This is a genomic window from Noviherbaspirillum suwonense (genome assembly GCF_900182955.1).
GTDB lineage: Bacteria > Pseudomonadota > Gammaproteobacteria > Burkholderiales > Burkholderiaceae_D > Noviherbaspirillum_A > Noviherbaspirillum_A suwonense.
The window spans coordinates 63531-84934 of sequence record NZ_FXUL01000012.1; the positions used below are offsets into that span (position 1 = coordinate 63531).

General features: G+C 61.8%; 20 protein-coding genes. 15 read left to right on the plus strand and 5 right to left on the minus strand.

Annotated features, from left to right (window positions below; genetic code table 11):
- The first annotated feature begins 160 nt into the window (after positions 1–160).
- From QOL82_RS15775 to QOL82_RS15795, 5 genes are all read left to right on the plus strand, one after another.
- Positions 161–817 (plus strand): class I SAM-dependent methyltransferase, encoded by a 657-nt coding sequence (locus QOL82_RS15775; RefSeq protein ID WP_283443251.1) that lies wholly within the window; start codon positions 161–163, stop codon positions 815–817.
- A 60-nt stretch (positions 818–877) separates the two neighbouring features.
- Complete coding sequence (locus QOL82_RS15780; RefSeq protein WP_283443252.1) at positions 878–1291, plus strand: VOC family protein; 414 nt, start codon at positions 878–880, stop codon at positions 1289–1291.
- A gap of 203 nt (positions 1292–1494) precedes the next feature.
- Entirely contained in the window at positions 1495–1863 is a 369-nt protein-coding gene (locus QOL82_RS15785; protein WP_283443253.1) for a cupin domain-containing protein, read from the plus strand.
- 166 nt (positions 1864–2029) lie between these two features.
- On the plus strand, positions 2030–2698 hold the full coding sequence (locus QOL82_RS15790; protein ID WP_283443254.1) for an HAD family hydrolase: 669 nt from the start codon (positions 2030–2032) through the stop codon (positions 2696–2698).
- A gap of 94 nt (positions 2699–2792) precedes the next feature.
- On the plus strand, positions 2793–3428 hold the full coding sequence (locus QOL82_RS15795; RefSeq protein WP_283443255.1) for an SIS domain-containing protein: 636 nt from the start codon (positions 2793–2795) through the stop codon (positions 3426–3428).
- Between the two features lie 104 nt (positions 3429–3532).
- On the opposite strand, the gene QOL82_RS15800 is transcribed toward QOL82_RS15795, so the two are convergent.
- Positions 3533–4300 carry a sulfite exporter TauE/SafE family protein gene (locus QOL82_RS15800; protein WP_283443256.1) on the minus strand — a complete coding sequence of 256 codons (768 nt, stop codon included), beginning with the start codon at positions 4298–4300 and terminating at the stop codon, positions 3533–3535.
- 90 nt (positions 4301–4390) lie between these two features.
- Here QOL82_RS15800 and QOL82_RS15805 point away from each other — a divergent pair, with 90 nt between their 5' ends.
- The 3 genes from QOL82_RS15805 (at position 4391) to QOL82_RS15815 (ending at position 9015) form a co-directional block, all read left to right on the plus strand.
- Positions 4391–5272, plus strand: a complete 882-nt coding sequence (locus tag QOL82_RS15805) for a LysR substrate-binding domain-containing protein (protein ID WP_283443343.1) — start codon at positions 4391–4393, stop codon at positions 5270–5272.
- A 267-nt stretch (positions 5273–5539) separates the two neighbouring features.
- On the plus strand, positions 5540–7750 hold the full coding sequence (locus QOL82_RS15810) for an OsmC domain/YcaO domain-containing protein (RefSeq protein WP_283443257.1): 2211 nt from the start codon (positions 5540–5542) through the stop codon (positions 7748–7750).
- Between the two features lie 299 nt (positions 7751–8049).
- A complete protein-coding gene (locus tag QOL82_RS15815) occupies positions 8050–9015 on the plus strand; it encodes a YcjF family protein (RefSeq protein ID WP_283443258.1) in 966 nt (321 codons plus the stop codon).
- Positions 9016–9298: 283 nt separating this feature from the next.
- On the opposite strand, the gene QOL82_RS15820 is transcribed toward QOL82_RS15815, so the two are convergent.
- Positions 9299–9889 carry a TetR/AcrR family transcriptional regulator gene (locus tag QOL82_RS15820; protein ID WP_283443259.1) on the minus strand — a complete coding sequence of 197 codons (591 nt, stop codon included), beginning with the start codon at positions 9887–9889 and terminating at the stop codon, positions 9299–9301.
- Between QOL82_RS15820 and bdcA the strand changes: the two genes are divergently transcribed.
- The 3 genes from bdcA (at position 9888) to QOL82_RS15835 (ending at position 12800) form a co-directional block, all read left to right on the plus strand.
- Positions 9888–10676 carry an SDR family oxidoreductase gene (bdcA, locus tag QOL82_RS15825; RefSeq protein WP_346772299.1) on the plus strand — a complete coding sequence of 263 codons (789 nt, stop codon included), beginning with the start codon at positions 9888–9890 and terminating at the stop codon, positions 10674–10676. The two genes, QOL82_RS15820 and bdcA, sit on opposite strands and share 2 nt — an antisense overlap.
- 359 nt (positions 10677–11035) lie before the next feature.
- Positions 11036–12007, plus strand: coding sequence for a tripartite tricarboxylate transporter substrate binding protein (locus QOL82_RS15830; RefSeq protein WP_283443260.1), 972 nt, complete (start codon positions 11036–11038; stop codon positions 12005–12007).
- Positions 12008–12263: 256 nt separating this feature from the next.
- The gene (locus QOL82_RS15835; protein WP_283443261.1) at positions 12264–12800 is read left to right on the plus strand and encodes a DUF2058 domain-containing protein; all 537 of its coding nucleotides are present in this window, start codon (positions 12264–12266) and stop codon (positions 12798–12800) included.
- Between the two features lie 17 nt (positions 12801–12817).
- On the opposite strand, the gene QOL82_RS15840 is transcribed toward QOL82_RS15835, so the two are convergent.
- Positions 12818–13696 carry a LysR family transcriptional regulator gene (locus QOL82_RS15840; protein ID WP_283443262.1) on the minus strand — a complete coding sequence of 293 codons (879 nt, stop codon included), beginning with the start codon at positions 13694–13696 and terminating at the stop codon, positions 12818–12820.
- Between the two features lie 136 nt (positions 13697–13832).
- Here QOL82_RS15840 and QOL82_RS15845 point away from each other — a divergent pair, with 136 nt between their 5' ends.
- From QOL82_RS15845 to QOL82_RS15855, 3 genes are all read left to right on the plus strand, one after another.
- A complete protein-coding gene (locus QOL82_RS15845; protein WP_283443263.1) occupies positions 13833–14828 on the plus strand; it encodes a Bug family tripartite tricarboxylate transporter substrate binding protein in 996 nt (331 codons plus the stop codon).
- A gap of 36 nt (positions 14829–14864) precedes the next feature.
- The gene (locus tag QOL82_RS15850) at positions 14865–16490 is read left to right on the plus strand and encodes a gamma-glutamyltransferase family protein (protein WP_283443264.1); all 1626 of its coding nucleotides are present in this window, start codon (positions 14865–14867) and stop codon (positions 16488–16490) included.
- Between the two features lie 182 nt (positions 16491–16672).
- Complete coding sequence (locus QOL82_RS15855) at positions 16673–17143, plus strand: hypothetical protein (protein ID WP_283443265.1); 471 nt, start codon at positions 16673–16675, stop codon at positions 17141–17143.
- Between the two features lie 175 nt (positions 17144–17318).
- Here QOL82_RS15855 and QOL82_RS15860 read toward each other — a convergent pair whose 3' ends face one another.
- Positions 17319–17729, minus strand: a complete 411-nt coding sequence (locus QOL82_RS15860) for a response regulator (protein ID WP_283443266.1) — start codon at positions 17727–17729, stop codon at positions 17319–17321.
- A complete protein-coding gene (locus QOL82_RS15865) occupies positions 17716–20013 on the minus strand; it encodes an ATP-binding protein (protein ID WP_283443267.1) in 2298 nt (765 codons plus the stop codon). The genes QOL82_RS15860 and QOL82_RS15865 overlap by 14 nt, the downstream gene beginning before the upstream one ends.
- A gap of 213 nt (positions 20014–20226) precedes the next feature.
- On the opposite strand from QOL82_RS15865, the gene QOL82_RS15870 reads away from it, so the two are divergent.
- Complete coding sequence (locus QOL82_RS15870; RefSeq protein WP_283443268.1) at positions 20227–21252, plus strand: VOC family protein; 1026 nt, start codon at positions 20227–20229, stop codon at positions 21250–21252.
- Positions 21253–21404: the final 152 nt, after the last annotated feature.

The window sequence follows — 21404 nt, forward strand, 5'->3', positions numbered from 1 at the left end:
GCAAGGCGGCGCGTGATGGTGAGACGTTGTGCCGATTGGCCACGCGGCAAGTCAAAGCTGATGTTTGAAACTGGAGCGCTTCTGCTCTGGGCGAAACACAGGTGTCCAGTAACGAGTTAATTTTATGCAATCATGGAAAATTTTCTCCTGAAGGTAATGAATGGCTGAACAATATCTTGCAGATTACTATGCGCGACGCGCGAACGAGTACGATGCGATCTACCGCAAGCCCGAACGTCAGAATGACATTCGGCTTCTCGCGGCCCATTTGACGGAGCTTCTAGCGTCGCGTTCGGTGTTGGAAATCGCTTGTGGTACAGGGTTCTGGACGCAATTCTTTGCACCTGGATCCACGTTCGTGACAGCGACAGATTACAACGATGACGTACTCCGTATAGCAAAACAAAGGCTATCGTGCCTGGCCAATGTCTGCGTCAAGCAGGCCGATGCGTTTGCACTGGATGGACTGGGTTTGGATTTCGATTGCGGCTATGCGGGATTCTGGTGGTCGCACCTCGAAAAAGCGAAAATCCGGCCATTTTTGCGAGAATTCCATTCTGCATTAAGACCGGGAAGCCGGGTAATTTTCACAGATAACCTGTATGTCGAAGGTAGTAGCACCGTGGTTTCAAGAACGGATAACGATGGAAACACTTTTCAGTTTCGCAAGTTGGCCGATGGGCGGCAATACGAAATATTGAAGAATTTTCCCACTGAATCTGAATTCAGGGAGGCTGTCGGCGAATCAGGCGTCGACATTCATTTTAAGAAACTGGCCTATTTCTGGTGCGGCTGGTATGAAACGTCCCGTGGCTGACTTTAGCCGAGCCAGGCACATCAATGCGGATCAGGTCACGTGTTGACGGAAAGTCCTGAATTGACCTCGCGCACGGGGGGAGCCTTGATTGGATATGTAACGCTAGGTACAAACGATGTAAATCGTGCAGCAGCTTTCTACGATGTCGTTCTGGCAGAGATCGGTGCGAAACGTAGCCGGGAGCAGGCAAAGTATATTGGCTGGCAAATTGCGCCTGGACAGCCACAATTGTTGCTGATTGATCCGTACGATGGAAATGGCGCCAGCACCGGGAATGGTGTAATGGTAGGCCTTCGCGCCGGCACACCCGAAAGAGTACGTGCGGCTTATGAGAAAGCCGTTGCGCTTGGCGGGAAAGATGAAGGCCCTCCCGGCCTGAGGAATGATCCTCCCGGGTTTTACGTTGCATACGTACGCGATTTGGACGGCAATAAGTTGGCTTTTTATTGCACCAGCATTGTTCCAACGCTTTAAAGAACGTATCTGCGCATTCCGCTATCGGCCCACGTTCCACGCTGCGCTTGGCGACACCGGTCCACAATGGCTTTCACTGATCCATCGATTTCCTGGTTGCATCGCCGCGGATTAACTGGCAGCATTCTCGGCATCAATGTTGCGCTTTCAAATATTGATTCGGACAGCGACTCGTTCTTTAACAAGACGAAAGGAAAAACGTTATGGAAATCATCCGGTCTGGCAGCATTCCGGCATTGACCAATTCAGGAATAACATCCAGGCAATTGCTATTTCCGGAAAACTCGCTTTCCGAACGGGTCACGATCACGCACGTCATCGTCCCTCCCGGCACGAAAAATCCGCCGCATCGTCATGCAAATTCCGAGCAGATCTGGGTTGCCCTGCGGGGAACTGGGAACCTTGTTCTTGAAAACGCTGTTTTGATGCCTATTTCTGCCGGGGACGTCGTACGGTTTGAGGATAATGATCTCCACGGGTTCGAAAATACCGGGGAGACGGCATTTGAATATATGTCGGTGACATCGCCGCCGATTAATTTTCGCGGGGCCTACGCCAAGACCTGGAAATGAACGTCATTAAGTGGTCGTCGGAGCTTGCTGTTCCGCTGTTCATTTGCAAGGTGTTGTAGCCTGCGCCGAAAGCACGACGATCTGTCATGCGTTCAATTCGTACAGCCATACCGCCAAAAGCAAGCCGCAAGCTGCCTTGATTTCCAAACACAGATGAAAGATTGAAATGCCGCGATTTGACCTGGTAATTTTCGATTGTGATGGGGTGCTTGTCGATAGCGAGCGGATCACGAATCGGGTATTCGCGGATATGCTCAATGAAATCGGCCTGCCGGTCACCATCGAAGACATGTTCGAGCAATTCGTTGGAAAATCGATGGGCCAATGCCTTGAATTAATGACCAGTCTGCTAGGCGCCCAGCCGCCCGAAGACTTTGTCGACAACTTTAAAAGACGGACGACGTCGGCCCTGTTAGCCCAGCTTGCGGCGGTTCCAGGTATCGAGAGCGCGCTGGACCAGATCCGGCTGCCGTATTGCGTGGCGTCCAGTGGAGATCACGACAAGATGCGAACGACGCTGGGCATTACCCGACTTCTACCGCGTTTCGACGGAAGGCTTTACAGTGTCACGGAGGTGGCGCGGGCGAAGCCGCATCCGGATGTATTTCTTTATGCGGCAGAGAAGCAGGCAGTCGCGCCATCGGCCTGCGTCGTCATCGAAGACACGCCCACGGGCGTAAAGGCTGGGGTTGCCGCCGGGATGACAGTGTACGGTTATGCCGCGCTTACGCCGGCGTCCCGCCTGCTGGAAGCCGGGGCGCACCTGACTTTCACCGACATGGCATGCCTGCCATCGCTTATCGAGCGCGGACCGAATCCTTCGATCCGACTCTAGGCATCAAAAGTCCGCATGACCGGTGAACTGCCCGCATTGCAAGACGCGCCCGGGTCGGGAGAGGCTGCACAACCACTTATCTTTGGAGTACGGTTTGAAGCAACACATCATGGCAAGCCTCGCGGAAGCCCAGGCTGCGCTGGAATCGTTACTGGACAGCGCCGACGGCCTGGCCGCCATCGAGCAGGCCGGCGCGCTCCTGATCCGGATTTTTTCACAGCGCGGCCGGGTTTATGCCTGTGGAAACGGCGGATCGATGTGCGACGCAATGCACTTTGCAGAGGAGTTGACCGGACGTTACCGGCTTGACCGGGGAGCGCTGGCCGCCACGGCGATCAGCGACGCGGGGCACCTGACCTGCGTGGGAAACGACCTGGGCTACGAGCAGGTCTTCTCGCGCTACCTTGAAGCACATGGCCGTGCAGGCGATTGCCTGGTCGCGCTGAGCACGAGCGGAACCAGCAGAAATATCCTCAGGGCAGCCGAGATGGCAAAGTCTCTGGGCATGCATGTGATCACGCTATCCGGCCGCCAAAATGCATCCCTTGCCCCCTTGAGCGATGTATATATCTGTACGCCGGGCGGGCGCTACGCAGACAGGGTGCAGGAACTGCACATCAAGGTGCTTCATATTCTGATCGAGCTGATCGAGCGCCACTTCTTTCCGGAGAATTATGGCGGCCAGCCGGCTCAGCCCGGAGAAGGTCGGGGCCAGCAGGCTTGCGCCTGATACCGTCTGCGGACGGCCTTCGACACTTTGCGGCCACACTGGCCAGGATGCCTAGTGTTGCGATGGTCTCAAGCAGCGCATCGAGCATGATTTCATTTTCCTGGTCAGCGGTGCAGCAGTGAGGGCGCGTAGGTTTTTACGAAGAACGCCACCGTGATGCAGGAAGTGGCAAGCAGCGTGATGGCGCGAGTGACGCGCGGCGGGGCGCGCCGCCCGATGCATGCGCCGCCATAGCCCCCGATGATTGCGCCTGCCAGCATGGTCAGCGTCTCGGGCCAGCGCACCGCGCCGGCCAAAATGAAGGCAAGCACCGCAACGATATTGGCAGCACTCACCAGCAGCGTGCGCGGCGCGTTGAGGCGTTGCACATCGCATTTGTCGAGCAGTCCCCACATCGCAATCATCATGATCCCGACTGCGCCGCCAAAATAGCCGCCATAGATACCGAGCGCGAACTGGACGGCCAGCACGGCGTTCGCATGAATGTGCCAGCGCGCGCGCAAGGCATCGCCTATGCGTCGTCCAAACATCAGCGCGATGGATGCAGCCAGCAGCAGCCACGGCAATACAAATGTAAACGCGACCGCCGACGTTCGCAGCAGCAATACCGCACCGACCAGGCCGCCGCATAGCGTGGTCGCCGGCAGCGCGCGCAGCGGCACGCCACCCACCGGCTGCAGTCCGCTGCGATAGGCCCATGCGCTGGCCAACCCGCCCGGGAACAATGCGACCGTGCTGGAAGTGTTCGCCAGAACCGGAGGCACGCCCACCGCGATCAAGGCTGGCAGGCTGACGAAGGAGCCGCCGCCGGCCAGCGCATTCATCGCGCCGGCGAACATTCCTGCTGTAAAGATTAAAATGACTGAGTCCATGAAAGCGATGATAGGCACTGCGTCCCACTCTCACAATCTGGCAATTCCAATGCTAGACTTCGGTGATTCCGAATGCTGAAGACGATTGCCATGCGCTTTGACCTGACCGATTTGCGTCTCTTCCTGACGGTCGTCGAATGCGGCAGCCTGACGCACGCTGCCCGCACCATCCACCTGGCGCTGGCATCGGTCAGTGAACGCATTGCCGGGATGGAAGCGGCGCTGGGCGCGCCCCTGCTGGAACGTAACCGTCGCGGCGTACGCGCCACTGCGGCGGGCGAGGCCTTGGTCAGGCATGCCCGTTCCATCCTGGGCCAGGTCGAACAGATGCGCGGGGAACTGCGAACCTATGCAAGCGGCCTGAAGGGCCGCATCCGGCTTCTATCGAATACCGCGGCCATGTCGGCATTCCTGCCGCCGCAGCTTTGCCGTTTCCTGGCTACGCATCCCGACCTGTCGATCGACCTGGAAGAGCGATCCAGCGCGGACATCGTCCAGGCTCTGGTGGACAAGCGCGCCGATCTTGGAATCGTCGCGGACATCACCGACCTCGGAACGCTGCAGACGCACCTGATAGCCAGCGACCAGCTCGTCGTCGTCGTCAGCCGTTCCCACCCCCTGGCCCAGAAGTCGGCCGTGGCCTTCGCCGATCTCCTGGAAGAGCCTGTCGTGGGCATGGCGGACACGGCGCTTGAAACACATCTGGCGGAGCGTGCATCACGCCTCGGCCGTCAATTCAACTACCGCATCCAGCTGCGCAACGCCGAACATGTGGCGATGTATGTCGAGGCAGGCATCGGCATTTCCATCCTTTCCGATGGGCTAGCCAGGACGCTACAGCGCGACCTGGCCATTCTGCCGCTGTCGGAAACCTGGGCAACCCGGCGACTCTACCTCTGTTCGCGCGACTTCACTGCATTGACGCGCCACGCCGGCCTGCTTGCGCAGCAACTGCTGCCGCGCACGCCGTAGGGTGCCGATTGCGCAGCCTGCTTTTATGCGCTTGAAAACGCGACTGCGTTGCATTGCTTCCGGCCCAGGTGTCCACCGTCCGTTATCCGGAAACGCCGGTCCCCACCTGGGGCCGGGTATCCGTCCTTCCGCGTCGGCCACGGCCGGCCGGCTGAACGCATGCTGCGACGCCCGAACGCCGGCGTTTCCCCGCGATTTTTTTCGGACCGGCCACTTGGCGGATAATAGCGGCCACATCACGTTACGTGCCACTTCTGAGAATCCCCCATGGAAATTAAGGTCAATTTTCTCGACAAGCTTCGTCTTGAAGCCAAGTTCGACGATTTCACGGTCATCGCCGACCAGCCCATCCGCTACAAGGGCGACGGCTCGGCGCCGGGTCCCTTCGACTACTTCCTGGCCTCGTCGGCGCTGTGTGCGGCTTACTTTGTCAAGCTGTACTGCGTCACGCGCAACATTCCGACCGAGAATATCCGCCTGTCTCAAAACAACATCGTCGACCCGGAGAACCGCTACCAGCAGATCTTCAAGATCCAGGTCGAGCTGCCTACCGATATCTCCGCTTACGACCGCCAGGGCATCCTGCGCTCCATCGAGCGCTGCACGGTGAAAAAGGTGGTGCAGGCCGGGCCCGAGTTTGTGATTGAAGAAGTGGAAAACCTGGATGCCGACGCGCAGTCGCTGCTGATGCTGACACCGGATCCCGACGCCAGCACCTATATTGCAGGCAAAGACCTGCCATTGGAGCAGACCATCGCCAATATGTCGGGCTTGCTGGCGGACCTCGGCATCAAGATTGAAATCGCGTCCTGGCGCAATCTCATTCCCAATGTATGGTCGCTGCATATCCGCGACGCGCAGGCGCCGATGTGTTTCACCAACGGCAAGGGCGCAACCAAGGAAAGCGCATTGGCGTCGGCCCTGGGCGAGTATATCGAGCGCCTGAATTGCAATCATTTCTACGCCGGTACGTTCTGGGGTGAAGACATCGCCAATGCGCCGTTCGTGCATTATCCGGACGAGCGCTGGTTCAAGCCCGGCCCCGACGACGCGCTGCCGGCTGAGATCCTCGATGAATACTGCCTGTCCATCTACGACCCGGATGGCGAGCTGCGGAGCGAGCACCTGTATGACACCAACTCGGGAAACACGGAACGCGGCATCTGTTCGCTGCCGTATGTGCGGCAGTCAGACGGGCAGACGGTCTATTTCCCGTCCAACCTGGTCGAGAACCTGTACGTCAGCAATGGCATGAGCGCCGGCAATACGCTGGCCGAAGCGCAGGTGCAATGCCTGTCAGAGATTTTCGAACGCGCGGTGAAGCGCGAGATTCTGGAAGGCGAAATGACGCTGCCGGATGTGCCGCAGGAGGTACTGGCGAAATACCCTCGCATCCTGGCCGGCATCCGCGGCCTGGAGGAGCAGGGCTTTCCGGTGCTGGTGAAAGATGCGTCGCTGGGCGGCGTTTACCCGGTCATGTGCGTCACGCTGATGAACCCGCGGACTGGCGGTGTCTTTGCTTCGTTCGGCGCGCATCCCAGCTTCGAGGTGGCGCTGGAGCGGAGTTTGACGGAATTGCTGCAGGGCCGCAGTTTTGAAGGCCTGAACGATTTGCCCCAGCCCAGCTTTGTCAGCAACGCGGTCACCGAGCCGAACAACTTTGTCGAACACTTCATCGATTCCAGCGGCGTCGTGTCGTGGCGCTTTTTCAGCAGCAAGTCCGGTTTCGATTTTGTCGAATGGGATTTTTCCGGCCAGGGCGAGAATTCCAATGCGGAGGAAGCCGCCACCCTGCTCGGCATCCTCGAAGAGATGGGCAAGGAGGTATACATCGCCGTGTATGACCAGCTGAACGCGATCGCCTGCCGCATCCTGGTGCCCGGCTATTCGGAAATCTATCCGGTCGAGGACCTGATCTGGGATAACACCAACAAGGCGCTATCCTTCCGTGCCGATATATTGAATCTGCATCGGCTGGATGACGCCAGCCTGGAAGCGCTGCTCGATCGTTTGGACAACAATGAACTCGACGAATACCTGGACATCGGCACGCTGATCGGCATCGAATTTGACGACAACACGGACTGGGGACAGTTGACCGTTCTCGAACTGAAGCTGCTCATTCATCTCGCGCTGCAGGACCTTGAGGAGGCGCACGAGCTGGTCGGAGTCTTCCTGCAGTACAACGACAACACCGTCGAACGCCGATTGTTCTATCAAGCCTTGAACGTGGTGCTGGAGGTACTGATCGATGACGAACTGGAACTGGACGAGTACATCGTCAATTTCCGCCGGATGTTTGGCAATCCAAGGATGGATGCGGTGCTGGGTTCGGTGGACGGCAGCGTGCGCTTCCATGGCCTGACGCCCACCGGCATGGCATTGGAGGGGCTGGACCGGCACCACCGGCTGATCGCCAGCTACCGGAAAATGCATACCGCGCGGGCCAATGCAGCGGCGAAAGCCAGTCAGAAGTAAGCGTAATCGCGGGAAGCGATGAAGCCCATCGTCCCCGCCACGAGGTCCCGCTTCCCAGGCACGCATCAACGGATTGTTGATCGACGCCCAGGTTTTACCTGGGTGGGGCAAGTTCTGCCCGCTACGGATGCGGCGCGTTAATCCGTGCGAACGCTCCGCAGCGGGAACCCGCCTGCTGCTGGCCGGGTCTCGACTCGTGCCTGACTTGCCTCTCACCCCGGCGAGCGGCTTGCGGGCGGAACCTTGTATAGCCGAAATGATCCGACGATATCATTTTGAACGCCACGGAGAGAGTTGCCATGACCCAAGAAGAGACCACCGCGATCGTCACCATCAGCCTGCTGGCCGCCTTCGCCGATGGCGAAAAGCATGAACGCGAGCGCGCCGAGATCAAGCGCATCGCGGAGGACCTGGCCGGGGAGGACGGCGTGCGCTTGCCCAGGCTCTACCAGGATGTGCTGCTCAAGCGCGTTACGCTGGAATCGGCCGCGGCAGCGCTCACGAGCGCCGAGTCGCGTCAGCTTGCCTACGAAATGGCGGTCTGCGTATGCGACGCCGACGACGTGCAGTCGGACTCCGAGCGCCGCTTCCTCGACGCATTGCGCGACGCCCTCGGCATAGGCGCACCCGCCGCCGCCGCGTTCACCCGCAGCGCCGAGGACATGGCCGCCGCGCCCATGGGCGGCGCCGCAAGCCTTGCGGCTGCCGATGCAGTTGCGCAACCGGCGCGCGCCGCGCCGGCAAACGTCGACGAGGCCGAACTCGACAGCGCGATCCTGAACGCATCCATCGTCAACGGGGCGCTCGAACTGTTGCCGGAATCCCTGTCGACCATGGCCATCATCCCGCTGCAGATGAAGCTGGTTTACCGGATCGGGCAAGCATACGGCTACGAGCTTGACCGCGGGCACATCAAGGATTTTCTGGCAACAGCGGGCGTCGGCATGACATCCCAGTTTCTGGAGCAGGCCGGCCGCAAGCTCCTGGGCGGGCTGCTGGGGAAGATGGGCGGCGGCATGGCGCGCGGCGTGGGCAACCAGGCCGTCAGTTCCGGCATGAGCTTCGCCAGCACTTATGCGCTGGGCCAGGTGGCCAAGCGTTACTACGCTGGCGGCCGCACCCTGTCCACGCAGATGCTCAAGGATAGCTACGCAAGCGTGGTGCAGGAAGGACGGCAGTTGCAGACCCAGTACCTCCCTGCGATACAGGAAAAGGCGCGCACGCTGGATACCGCGAAGATCATGGCCATGGTGCGCGGAAAATAAGGGTCCGACATGGCCTCTGGATGGCAGCGGGGCCGATGCCGGCGTTCCGCTGCCGGCGCACGGGGAAGGAAACGCAGGAGGTCATCGCATGCAGGTCTTCCAAGCGCAGCTGCCGCCCTGCATTTAACGTCACGCTCTGAACGAAGCCGCCATTCAGGGACGCATTGCGCATCGGTTAACGGTGCAAGCAAGCGAGACGCGTGCGCCGGACGCGATCTTCATCTGCGTCCATCACACTGCCCCCATGACCGACCGTTTCGCATGGCCTGTCCCGGGGAGCGGCTCAGGCGGGAAGAACGCCGGCAAGCGCCTTGCCGGCTAGCTGCGCCGTCGCCAGCAGGCGGTCCAGGCCTTGTCCATGGCGGGCGCTGGCCGAGAGCCCGGCCATCGTGGTGCACACGAAATCGGCGACCCGATCCGCCTCCTGCGGATAGCGTTCGGCAATCGCGTTGCGAATGACGTCCTGCGCAGCGGTATGGAAGCCGAGGGCGGCGCCGCGCGCCTCCAGGTCGTTGCAGCGCGTCCCCTCCAGCACCATGCACCCGGTGGCGGTCGCATCGGCGGCATAGAAGCGCGCCGCCGTCATCAGCACCTCTGCAAGGGATTCAGCCAGCGGCCTGTCCGCCCCCAGGATCTGCGCCAGGGGAATCGCAGCGGTCGCCGCGTAGCGATCGAGTATCCGCGCGTACAGCCCGGCCTTGCTGCCGAAAGCCGCGTAGAAGCTGGGCGGGTTGATGCCCAGCGCCTTCGTCAGGTCCGCAACACTTACCGCATCGTAGCCGTTCTCGTGAAACAGACGCTGGGCAGTCGCGATTGCCTCGTCCAGGTTGAACTGGCGCGGGCGGCCACGCGCGGCATTTATATTTGTAGCCATGATTACAAAAATCCTTGACAACGGGAACAGGGGTTATTGTATCATGCGCTACATTAATCAAAAAGGAGCGGTCATGACGGATTTCACGAACAAGTCGGTCCTGGTGCTTGGCGGCAGCCGGGGCATAGGCGCGGCGATCGTACGGCGCTTTGTTGCGGACGGCGCGAACGTCGCCTTCACTTATTCAGGCTCGCCGGAAGCGGCCCGGCAACTCGCCACGGAGACGGGGAGCACCGCATTCTCGACGGACAGCGCGGACCGGGATGCGGTCATCGCCCGGGTCCGTGACAGCGGTCCGTTGGACGTGCTGGTCGTTAATTCCGGCATCGCTCTTTTCGGCGATGCGCTGGAGCAGGACCCGGATGCAATTGATCGGCTGTTCCGTATCAACGTCCATGCGCCGTACCACGCGTCGGTCGAAGCCGCGCGGCAAATGCCGGCGGGCGGGCGGATCATCGTGATCGGATCGGTGAACGGCGACCGCATGCCCTTGCCCGGCATGGCGTCCTATGCGCTGAGCAAATCCGCGCTGCAAGGCCTGGCACGCGGACTGGCGCGCGATTTCGGTCCGCGCGGCATCACGATCAATATCGTGCAGCCCGGGCCGATCGACACCGACGCCAACCCGGCGGATGGCCCGATGAAGGACCTGATGCACAGCTTTATGGCCATCAAGCGCCATGGTCGCCCTGAAGAGGTCGCCGGGATGGTGGCCTGGCTGGCCGGGCCGGAGGCGGGTTTTGTGACCGGGGCGATGCACACGATCGACGGCGCGTTCGGCGCCTGACCGATTCCTCTCAGCCTGTGCACGCACGCACCGTCGCTTTGACGCAGACATCGACGGTGGACCAGGCATGCCGGCCTGCAGGCTTCATCGTCGCACCTGGCCGGTTACGGCAGGGCGGCGCAGGGTATGCGGTCTGTGCCTTGCCGGCGTGTGCCAGGGCGTCCGGGGCGCGTGCCAAATCGCGAGGCCGGATTTGCCCAGCCTTGCATGCGTGCTCCAAGGCCCAGCCTTCATTAACACGGACTGCCATGAGCGATTTCAAGTTGCTTATCTTTCACGGTCTCGATAGGATGCCTTAGAGAAAAATGGCCAAGGGCGGCGCCCGACGGCAATCCACGCATCAGTTATGGAGGCAATACATGATCACCCGGCGACAATTTCTGGCAGCGGCTTCCGCGGCGTGTGCAACGACCGCCTGGGCCCAGCCGGTCCATTCAGGCAAACCGATACGCCTGATCGTGCCGTTCCCGGCGGGCGGCGCGACCGACGCCTTTGCCCGCGCGATATCGCAGAAGCTCAGCGAACGGCTGGGTGCGGCAGTCATCGTCGACAACCGGCCCGGTGCAGGCGGCTCGATCGGCTCGGACATGGTGGCGAAGGCCGCACCGGATGGCGATACGCTGCTGCTGGCCACATCGAGCACGCATTCGATCGCCCCGAACTTCCCGAACGCCATCAAGCTTCCCTACGATGCAGCGAACGATTTCACCGCGATTTCCCACCTGGGGGATGCACCCAACATCGTGCTGGTGCCAACCAGTTCGCCGGTCAAGTCCATGCAGGAATGGGTGGAGTACGCGCGCAAGAATCCCGGCAAGCTGAACTATGGCAGCAGCGGCAACGGCACCATCGTGCATATCAGCACCGAGTACCTGCTGTCGATGGCGGGCCTGAACCTGGTGCATATTCCCTACCGCGGCACGGGCCTGTCGATCCCGGACCTGGTCAGCGGCAAGCTGGATATCCTGATCGATTCGCTTCCGAGCGGGCTGCCGCATGTCAGCAGCGGCCGTCTGCGCGGACTGGCGATCACGTCCCTCAAACGTTCGCCGCTGGTTCCGGACCTGCCGCCGGTCGCCGACACGATCCCGGGCTACGAAGCCATCACATGGTTCGGGCTGTATGGACCGAAAAACCTGCCCGGCCCGGTCGTCAGCCGCATCAACACCGCGGTCAACCAGGTACTGCAGGACAAGGAAGTCATGGCCGCATTTGCGCGCCTCGGCATCGAAGCGGCAGGGGGCACGCCCGAGCAGTTCAAGACCATGGTCGCGGCAGACCGGGCCAAGTGGAAAAAAATCATCGCCGACCGCAAGATCACGAACGAGTGACGGCGTCCGGCAAGCGGGTTCGCCTGGAATGTCCAGTCCTTTCCATTAGCTGACCGCGGGACGCAGGGACGGCAGCATTGCGCTCCTTGCCGCCGCCGGTGGCGACCGGCGTTGGCATCCAGGCGGGTTCATCGAATGGAAAGGCCGGTCCGGTTCGCGGCTGCGGACCGCCCGGCCCGCCATGTTTGCTATGCTGGCTGCTTACCGCTGGCCGGCGGCGACGGACCCGGCGCACAAAGTTCATGGAGTTATACAGATGGTTTCATTACAAGAGCAGTTCCTGAAGGCCGGGCTGGTCGACAAGAACAAGGTCAAGCAGGCCAAGCAGGAAAAGAGCCGGCAGCAGAAAATCGAACGGCGCACCGGCACGGCCAGTGTCGACGAAGCGCGGCTCGCCGCACTGGAAACGCAACGCAAGAACGCCGAGCGGGCACGCGAGCACAATGCCCAGCGCGACGCGGCGGCCACCCAGAAGGCGATTACGGCGCAGATTACCGAGATGGTGCAGAAGAACCGGCAGAGCAAGGGCGCCGGCGACATCGCCTATCACTTCACGCATGACGGGAAGGTCGAGCGTATTCATGTCTCGGCAGCGGTCCAGGGGCACCTGGTGGCCGGACGCCTGGTCATCGTCTGCCACGGCGGCAGCACCGACCTGGTGCCCAAAACGATCGCCGACAAGATCGCCGAGCGCGATGCTTCCCTTGTCGTGCGGGTCGCCAAACCCAGCAGCGAGGTCGACGCGGACGATCCGTATGCCGCCTTCAAGATTCCCGACGACCTGATGTGGTAGCCCGGGCGCCCCGCGCCTCAGGACGGCTTGCCGCCAAAGTCGAGCGCTGCCAGGAACTGCTGCCCGACAGCGCCGATGATTTCGGCGCGTGCCGCCGTGCGCAGCTGTACCAGCGCAATCGCCCGCGTCTCCGTTGCGGCCGGAACGGGCAGCGCGCGCAGCAGCGGTTCGGCCTCCCAGCTGCGCTGGGCGAGATTGGGCAGCAGGGCCACGCCGAATCCCTCCCGCACCAGTTCGACGATCGCTTCGATCGAGTTTAGCTCCAGGAAGGGCGCAGGCTTGGCGCGCAGACGGCGCAGCGTGCGCTCGACCAGTTCCCCGGTATGCTCGGTCCGGTCAAACCGGATGAAGGGATGGCGCTCGATCATCAAGCGCGGCGTCGCCACCGCCGCGCTTGCGGGCGCCAGCAGCACCATGGGCTCCGCATACAGCGGCGTCCAGACCAGAGAGGGACGATTGACCGCCGGATTATGCACGACCACGGCGGCATCGAGTTCGCGGTTTTCCACCTGCGCGATGAGCTGGTTGGACTTGCCTGAAACGATGTGCAGGTCGACCGCCGGATGGCGCTGCTTGAGCGCCAGCGTCGCGCGCACCAGCTGGCTCAACGCCGACACGACCGAGCCGAACTGCACCGTCCCCGCCAGCGGCATGTCTCCGGGCGCGCCGTGCCTCGCCTGCTCATACATCGCCAGTATCTGCGTGGCCATCGGCACCAGCGCACGGCCCTGCTCGCTCAGGGTGACCAGTTTCCCGCGACGGATGAAGAGCGTGCGCTGGAGGTCTGCTTCCAGGGACCGCATCTGCAGCCCCACGGCCGCCTGGGTCAGCGCGACCTGCTGGGCAGCCGCGGTGAACGAGCCCTCGGCGGCGACGGCAAGGAAGGTGCGGAGCACGCGCAGGCTGGACATGGTGGTAAAGAATTTCTTTCAACGTGTAGAAGAAATATTCGCTTTCGCAAAAGGTTCGCCATCATCATAATCTGTTTAGCCTAGCCCCTGTGCTGACCGGCTTCACCTACGGAGATTGTTTATGCCCGCACCGCTTTCCCGTCGACGCTTCGTCTTCTGCGCGACCCTGCTGGCCCTCGGGTCCGCGGGCCTGGCGGCGCCTGCCGCCGCTGCCGACGCCTGGCCTTCCCAGCCGTTGAGAATGCTGGTCGGATTCGCCCCCGGCGGCGCCAACGACATCGTCGCGCGCATCATTGCCAAGGAAATGCAGCAGAGCCTGGGTCAGCCCGTCGTCGTGGACAACCGCGCCGGCGCCGGCGGCCTGATCGCCAGCGAACTGCTGGCCAAGGCGCCGAAGAATGGCTATACGCTGCTGCTGGGATCCATCGGCAACAACACCATCGCACCGGTGCTGGCGACCAAGCTCTCCTTCGACCCGCGCAAGGACATCGAGCCGATCTCGCTGGTGGCGGAGTCGGGCAATGCGCTGCTGGTCAATGCCAAGCAGCCTTACAGCACCGTCAAGGAACTGGTCGAGGCCGCACGCAAGGCGCCGGGGACCATCAACTACGCGTCGTCCGGCAATGGCTCCACGCTGCACCTGGCGGGCGAGCTGTTTGCCAAGCAGGCCGGCGTCAACATCGTTCACATCCCGTACAAGGGCAACAGCCAGGCCATCCAGGACGTGTCGGCCGGCCAGGTGCAGGTGATCTTCTCGGGCATCCCGCCGGCCATCACGTCGGCCAAGACAGGCCAGACCCGCATCCTCGCAGTGACCACGCCGCGCCGGCTCAAGTCGCTGCCGGACGTGCCGACCGTGGCGGAAGCGGGCGTGCCGGGCTATGCGTTTACCTCCTGGTATGGCCTGTTCACCACCGGCGGCACGGACCCGGCCATCGTCGCGAGGCTGTCGCAGGAAGTGCGCAAGGCCATTGCGAAGCCCGAAGTGCAGGCGCAGCTTGCCGCGCAGGGACTGGAGCCCGTCACGAATGATCCCGAAAGCTTCAAGGTCCAGATCGACCGCGAGCTCAATCGTTGGACTCGCGACATCAAGACCATGAACATTGGACTGAACTGAAACAGCCGAGACAATCGAAACAACCGAGACCGATCCATGCCCACTTCGCCATTCAACGCCGGTAATCCGTATTCCTCCACGCGCATCCCCGTGTTTGCACGCAATGCCGTGTCCACCTCCCATCCGCTGGGGGCGCAGGCCGGCTTGCGCATGCTCTGGCGCGGCGGCAATGCGGTCGACGCCGCCATTGCGGCAGCGGCGGCGATGGCAATCGTCGAGCCGGTCAGCAACGGTCTCGGCTCGGACGCCTTCTGCATCCTGTGGGATGGCAAGGAACTGCATGGCCTGAATGCCTCGGGCCGCGCGCCGCAGGGCTGGACGCCGGAGTACTTCGCGGAGCGCTATGGACGCCAGGCCAATCCTCCGCGCCGGGGCGTGGACTCCATCACCGTTCCCGGCGCCGTCAGCGCCTGGGTCGCGCTGCATGAGCGCTTCGGCTCGCTGCCGTTCGCGGAGCTGATGGAGCCGGCCGCCGAGATTGCCGAGCGCGGCTACCTGGTGCCGCCGGTGGTGCAGCAGAAATGGGCAAACGGCGCGCCGGAGCTGGAAGGGCAGCCCGGCTTCCGGGAAAGCTTCCTGCCCTGGGGACGCCCGCCCGCGGTCGGCGAACTGTTCCGTTTTCCGGCAGCGGCACGTGCGCTGCGCGCGATTGGGGCAAGCTATGGCAAGGCGTTTTACGAAGGCGAGATTGCCGCGGCCGTGACGTCCTTCGTCCAGCAGCATGGCGGTTGCCTGAGCATGGCGGACATGGCGGCGAACCGGGCCGAATGGGTCCAGCCGCTTGCCAAGGACTACCGCGGCTACACGCTGCACGAGATTCCGCCGGGCGGCCAGGGCATCGCCGCGCAGATCGCGCTGGGCATCCTGTCGAACTTCGACCTGGCTGGCCTCGGCGTGGATTCGGTCGCGTCCCAGCACCTGCAGATTGAAGCGATGAAGCTCGCCTTCGCCGACGTCTACCGCTACGTTGCCGACGCCGGCATGGAAGTGACCGCCGAGCAGATGCTGGACAACGCCTACCTGGCATCCCGCGCGAAGCTGATCGATCCACGCCGTGCCCAGGACTTCAAGGCGGGCAACCCGGTCCAGGGCGGCACCATCTACCTGACCGCCGCGGATGAGAGCGGCATGATGGTCAGTTTCATCCAGAGCAATTTCGCCGGCTTCGGCTCGGGCGTGGTGGAGCCGACCTTCGGCATCAGCCTGCAGAACCGCGGCTTCGGCTTCAGCACCGACCCGGACGCGCCCAACCGCGCCAACCTGGTGGGGCCGGGCAAGCGCCCGTTCCACACCATCATTCCCGCGTTCCTGACGCAGGAGGGACAGCCGGTAATGAGCTTTGGCGTCATGGGCGGCAACATGCAGCCGCAGGGGCACATGCAGACGCTGGTCCGCATGATCGACTACAAGCAGTCGCCGCAGACCGCCTGCGATGCGCCGCGCTGGCGTTTCAACCAGGGCCTCGGGATCAACGTCGAGTCGCGGATGGACCCTGCCACGGTGGCCGGCCTGCAGGCGCTGGGACACGAGATCGAAGTCATCGACGATCCCTACCAGGACTTCGGCGCCGGCCAGTTCATCTGGCGCATGGGCGATCCCTCCGTCGAGGGCTACCAGGTCGCCAGCGATCCGCGACGCGACGGCCTGGCAGCGGGCTTCTAGTCGAGACGATGCCCGGTTGACAGGGCGCGAGTCCTGTCGCTACGCCGCAGGCGCCGGCGGAAAGTCCCGATCCTGTCGGGTGCAGTACATGCGCCGGGAGATATCCCGCTCGGCGCCAGGTCGACGCTGGCGCGGATAGCGCCGCCATCACCCGATGCGTCCGAGTCTACGAGGAAGCTTGAATGCTCATTCCAATGTGTAAAGGCCTTGCACGCCGGCCCGTCGCTGCGATCGTTTTCGGGATGGCGTCGGCCTGCGCGATGGCGCAGCAGCCGCCAGGCGTCATTGCGCGACAGATCGACAACCATCTCAACAAATGCATCAAGACCCTGCAGTGCGATACCAAGCCGTGCGCGACTAACGGCGGGCTGAAGTCCTGCTACAGCAGCGTGAGCGTGGAGTGGGACAAGAAGCTCGAGCGGATCGATGCAAGCCTTTCGGCGCGCGGCGGCTGGTGCGCCGCTCACTGGACCGTACTGAAAGACGCCCATGCCGCTTTTGAGGAGGCGATCATGCAAAGCCCCACCTGGGCGGATTCCCCTTACAACAGCGATGACGACATGGGGCTGCAGATGCAACAGCAACGGTACGAATTGGCCTATGGCGTCATCACCAACAGCGCATGCAGGAAAGCGGAACATCCGGCACGTTAGCTGTTCGTGCAGGGGCCTGGTGAAAAGGAGGCGCGCGGGCCAGCAAGAAAGCGCCTGACGCCTCCTGCGAACCGCGACAAGACAGGAATGCCGTCGCTTGTTTCTGCCACCTCCGCTGCACTGACGAAATGGCTGTACGCCGCCCGATCCGATACCAGCACCGCCAACGTACCGATCAAAGCGTCTTTCTATACTCGGCGAGCATGGTCTTGTGGAGCGCATCCAGGGTATAGGGCTTGCGAAGCACTTTCACCTGCAGATCGTCCAGGCGCTCCGGTGCGGAAAAGTAGCCGCTGACCAGCAGGATGGGCAGGGCAGGGTAATGAACGGTGGCCCATCGCGCCAATTCGATGCCGTCCATCGACCCGGGCATGCGCACATCCGACAGCAGCAGGTCGTACCCGTCGAGCGATTCGCGGACAGCATCATCCGCGGTCGGCAAGCAGCGTATTTCGCATCCCAGCATCTTCAGCATCTCGGCGGTCAGCTCGCGCACGTCCTCGTCATCTTCGACGTAGAGTATCCGCATGCCTTCGAGCCCGCCCGCAGCGCTACTGTCATTGCTGCTTTCGCTAAGGCGCGCCATGGACTTCCTTCTCCTCCAGCAGGCAGTCTTCATTGCGCGGCAGGCTGAACGAGAAGGTGCTTCCTTGCATGAGGTTGCTCTTCACCCAGATGGCGCCGCCGTGCTGTTCGACGATTCCCTTCGCAATCGCCAGGCCGAGACCGTTGCCCTGGCTGGCCGCACGTCCTTCCTGCCAGAAGCGGTCGAATACGCGTCCGATGTGTTCCTCGGCGATGCCGACGCCGGTATCTGCGACGCTGAAAATGACCATGTCGCCTTCGGCGCGCATCGACACGCTCACGAGGCCGCCCTCCGGCGTGAACTTCAGTGCATTGCTGATCAGATTGCCCAGCACCTGTTCGATGCGGTTACGTTCACAGCAAACTTTCGCATCGCTGTTTCCCGGCTCGGCCCGCAATTGAACCGACTTACGTTCAGCCAGCGGCAATGCCAGCTCGATTGCATCGTGGATCAGCATTGACGCGGCCACCATGGAGGGCGCCGGCATCGCGGAGCCGTTCTCCACCTTGACCAGGTCCAGGATGCCCTGCGACAGGCGGTCGATCGCGTCGGTCGCCCGCAGCCCCCGCGCCAGCAGCTTGCCGACCGCTTCAGGGTCGGCGCTACTGGTGCGCTGCATTAATTCCAGGCTCATCTTGATGATGCTCAGCGGGGTGCGAAGATCATGGGACACCATGTGCACCATGTTTTCCTTTTCCATGCTGATTCGCTCGGCTTCGGCCCTGGCTTGCTGTTCCTTGCGGAATTCGCGCTGCAGGTCCAGGGCCAAGATGCTGTTCTTGAGTTCCGTGATTGCCTCGATCTCGACCCGTTTCCACGGCGTGGCGACGCCTTCGACGGTTTCCACCCAGGATTTGAACGAGGCGCGCGGATGCAGCCGGCCATGATCCCCCTCGTGCCGCACCAGCTTTTCCGGCTTTCCGGCCCAGACCACCGTGGAGGCGACTTCCGGCCGGAAAAACAGGATGTAATTGCGGTCGGACTTGGGAATCGGGACTGCCACCAGGCCGCTGGCAACGTCCTTGTAGGCGCGCGCCGGGGGAAAGTACTTGCTCAGGTAATTTGTCTGAAAAAGCTCGTTGCGCGGCGCGCGATGACCGAGCCAGTCGATTAATTCCTCGATCTGGCGCACATCAGGCGTCTCGCCAATAATCGTCCACTTGTTGTCATGGTAAATCGCCGCAGCCGCGCCGCTGGCGGCAGCGAGATCCAGCATATTCGGCGTGTGCTTGACCAAGCCCTGCACCAGGTCGCTTTCCTGCTCCATGTGGGACAGCAAGCGGCTGTGCACTGAGCGCAATTGCGCCCGGTAATGCATGTCGTCCAGCGACTGCTTGAGCTGGACCTGCGAGGAGACGAGTTGTCCAATCAGCTTCGCCGCCACGCGGCTGTTCGCATCGAGAAGGCGCGGCGACGCATGGTGACAGGCGATCAATCCCCAGAGGCGGCCGTTGTCGAGCAGCGAGATGGTCAACGTCGCCTTGACCTGCATGTTGCGCAGGTATTCCAGGTGTATCGGCGAGACGCTGCGCAGCGCCGATTGCCCCAGGTCCAGCGGCATGCCATCGAGGGGATTGGTGCCGGGATAAACTGCCACGGGCGTGTAACCAACGTCGGGGATCATCCGTAGCCAGTTCTGGAGAAAGACCGCCCGTGCCTGCGCCGGAATGTCGGAGGCGGGAAACTGGTGATGCATGTACGAGTACATGTGCGGCGCGCATTGCTCGGCAATGACCTTGCCATGCCAGTCTTCCGTGAACTGATAAATCATCACCCGATCGAAACCCGTGATCGTCTGGATCTCCTTCACCGCGGTGTCGCACAGCTGCTGCAGGCTGCTCGTCGCATGCAGCAGCTGCACGGCGGTACTGAGCTTCCTGTTCAGTGACAGGAGGTCAACCGTCCCGGTGCCACTCGGCTCCATTTCCAGGATCAGACAACCCGCATGGCGGTGCGCCGACAATTCCCAGTGCCGGTTGCGCAGCGAGGAGGGCAGATGCAGCGTCACATCGAGTGGCGCCTGCTCGCGCAGGTTGTCGCGCGCCAGATAATGCTGCAGCTCCGGCAGCTTGTCGGCGGCGATGAACTCCGCGAGCGACCGGCCGATCAGCTGCTGCGGGCTAATCCCGAAGGCATCTTCACAATTAATGCTCGCATTGTGGATACGCAGGCTGGGCTGATCGACGGCAATCAATAGCCCAAATGACTGGATTGCTCCAGGGATATGAATCGGTTCTTTTTCGCAGTCGAGTATCTCGCCGGTCTGAAGGTGGTTTTCTCTCATGCAAAGATTTTAAACGCAACTTTTCCTATCACATGCGCCGTCAGGAGGTCTGTATGGAAAATGTCATAGGTTGCCCCCTTTTTTTGGCCGTTTTCAGCGGCAATGGCAGTCAAGCCGATGCCGTGTCATATCAATAATTGATCGGGATCACGGAGGAAAAGCAGGACTTTGATTAAAAGAGGTGGATTCTGTTTGTCCTCCAGGAGAAAAGCCATGTCGAGCATTCCCGTAAACACGGATTTCCCCGATTCGCGGATGGCGGCGCCAGATCCTGTCCCTGACGGTGCAGCTGCCGGGCTCGCCCTCGGATATCTCGTTTTCGCGGTTCGCAGGCCGTCCCGCTGGGATCGCTTCTGCCGGGACATGCTGGGTCTTCCCGAAGCCGTGGCCAACCCGGACAACAGCCGCGGTTACCGCATGGATGACGCCATGCAACGGCTCATCGTGGCGGAAGGCGCAGCGGATGACCTCGCGGCCCTGGGCTTCGCATGCGATGACCCCGCTATTTTCGACACGATGGTCACGCGTCTGCGGCATATGCAAATAACGGTTGAGGACGGGCACGACACCTTGCGTGCCGCAAGACGCGTACAGCGCCTGGTGGTGACGCACGATCCGGATGGCAACGTCGTTGAGCTCGCTGCCGGGATGGAGACGGCGCCTTCGCCGTTCGCATCGGCAGCTTTTCCCGGTGGCTTCCACACGGGCCGGCTTGGGATGGGACATGCCGTGCTCGTCTCCCACCAGCTCGAAGCGATGGAAGCCTTCTATACCCGCGCACTGGGATTCGGCGTGTCGGAGCGGCTGGCAACGCGCGTGGGACCGATGGAAATGAAAGGCGTGTTCCTGCACTGCAATGCACGTCATCATTCGATTGCCATTTTCGACATGCCTTTGCAAAAACGGCTCCAGCATTTCATGCTCCAGGCAAAGGAAATCTGTGACGTCGGCAGGGCCTTCGAGCGCGCCAGGCAGGAGAAAGTACCGATCAGCCTGAATCTGGGGCAACACCCGGACCCGGATGGCACGATGTCGTTTTACGGCATGACGCCCTCCGGTTTCGATTTCGAAATCGGCGCAGGCGGCAAGGAGATCGAGCCACACGGATGGCAGCCATTGCACACCTCTGTCACCAGCCACTGGGGGCACCAGCCAAGCATGCGGCTGCAACTGAAAATGGCGGCCGGCATCATCGCGGGCAAGATCAGAAGGACGCGCGCAAGCAGGACGGCCTCCTGATTTCTAATTGTGTGTTCAAGGAACCAGCTGAGCGCCGCCGATCAATAGCGACAAGCGCATGACGTCATGCCGGTTCGACCTGTATTAAATTCTACAGGTCCATGCCAACCGTACTTTTTGCCTCCGGATGGTGCACTGCATCTAGACACCGC

What these genes read in the sequence shown, in the direction of transcription:
- QOL82_RS15775 (WP_283443251.1), top strand. Translation starts at nt 161, where the DNA reads ATGGCTGAACAATATCTTGCAGATTACTATGCGCGACGCGCGAACGAG.
- QOL82_RS15785 (WP_283443253.1), top strand. Translation starts at nt 1,495, where the DNA reads ATGGAAATCATCCGGTCTGGCAGCATTCCGGCATTGACCAATTCAGGA.
- QOL82_RS15790 (WP_283443254.1), top strand. Translation starts at nt 2,030, where the DNA reads ATGCCGCGATTTGACCTGGTAATTTTCGATTGTGATGGGGTGCTTGTC.
- QOL82_RS15800 (WP_283443256.1), bottom strand. Translation starts at nt 4,300, where the DNA reads ATGGACTCAGTCATTTTAATCTTTACAGCAGGAATGTTCGCCGGCGCG.
- QOL82_RS15805 (WP_283443343.1), top strand. Translation starts at nt 4,391, where the DNA reads ATGCGCTTTGACCTGACCGATTTGCGTCTCTTCCTGACGGTCGTCGAA.
- QOL82_RS15810 (WP_283443257.1), top strand. Translation starts at nt 5,540, where the DNA reads ATGGAAATTAAGGTCAATTTTCTCGACAAGCTTCGTCTTGAAGCCAAG.
- QOL82_RS15815 (WP_283443258.1), top strand. Translation starts at nt 8,050, where the DNA reads ATGACCCAAGAAGAGACCACCGCGATCGTCACCATCAGCCTGCTGGCC.
- bdcA (WP_346772299.1), top strand. Translation starts at nt 9,888, where the DNA reads ATGATTACAAAAATCCTTGACAACGGGAACAGGGGTTATTGTATCATG.
- QOL82_RS15820 (WP_283443259.1), bottom strand. Translation starts at nt 9,889, where the DNA reads ATGGCTACAAATATAAATGCCGCGCGTGGCCGCCCGCGCCAGTTCAAC.
- QOL82_RS15830 (WP_283443260.1), top strand. Translation starts at nt 11,036, where the DNA reads ATGATCACCCGGCGACAATTTCTGGCAGCGGCTTCCGCGGCGTGTGCA.
- QOL82_RS15835 (WP_283443261.1), top strand. Translation starts at nt 12,264, where the DNA reads ATGGTTTCATTACAAGAGCAGTTCCTGAAGGCCGGGCTGGTCGACAAG.
- QOL82_RS15845 (WP_283443263.1), top strand. Translation starts at nt 13,833, where the DNA reads ATGCCCGCACCGCTTTCCCGTCGACGCTTCGTCTTCTGCGCGACCCTG.
- QOL82_RS15850 (WP_283443264.1), top strand. Translation starts at nt 14,865, where the DNA reads ATGCCCACTTCGCCATTCAACGCCGGTAATCCGTATTCCTCCACGCGC.
- QOL82_RS15855 (WP_283443265.1), top strand. Translation starts at nt 16,673, where the DNA reads ATGCTCATTCCAATGTGTAAAGGCCTTGCACGCCGGCCCGTCGCTGCG.
- QOL82_RS15860 (WP_283443266.1), bottom strand. Translation starts at nt 17,729, where the DNA reads ATGGCGCGCCTTAGCGAAAGCAGCAATGACAGTAGCGCTGCGGGCGGG.
- QOL82_RS15865 (WP_283443267.1), bottom strand. Translation starts at nt 20,013, where the DNA reads ATGAGAGAAAACCACCTTCAGACCGGCGAGATACTCGACTGCGAAAAA.
- QOL82_RS15870 (WP_283443268.1), top strand. Translation starts at nt 20,227, where the DNA reads ATGTCGAGCATTCCCGTAAACACGGATTTCCCCGATTCGCGGATGGCG.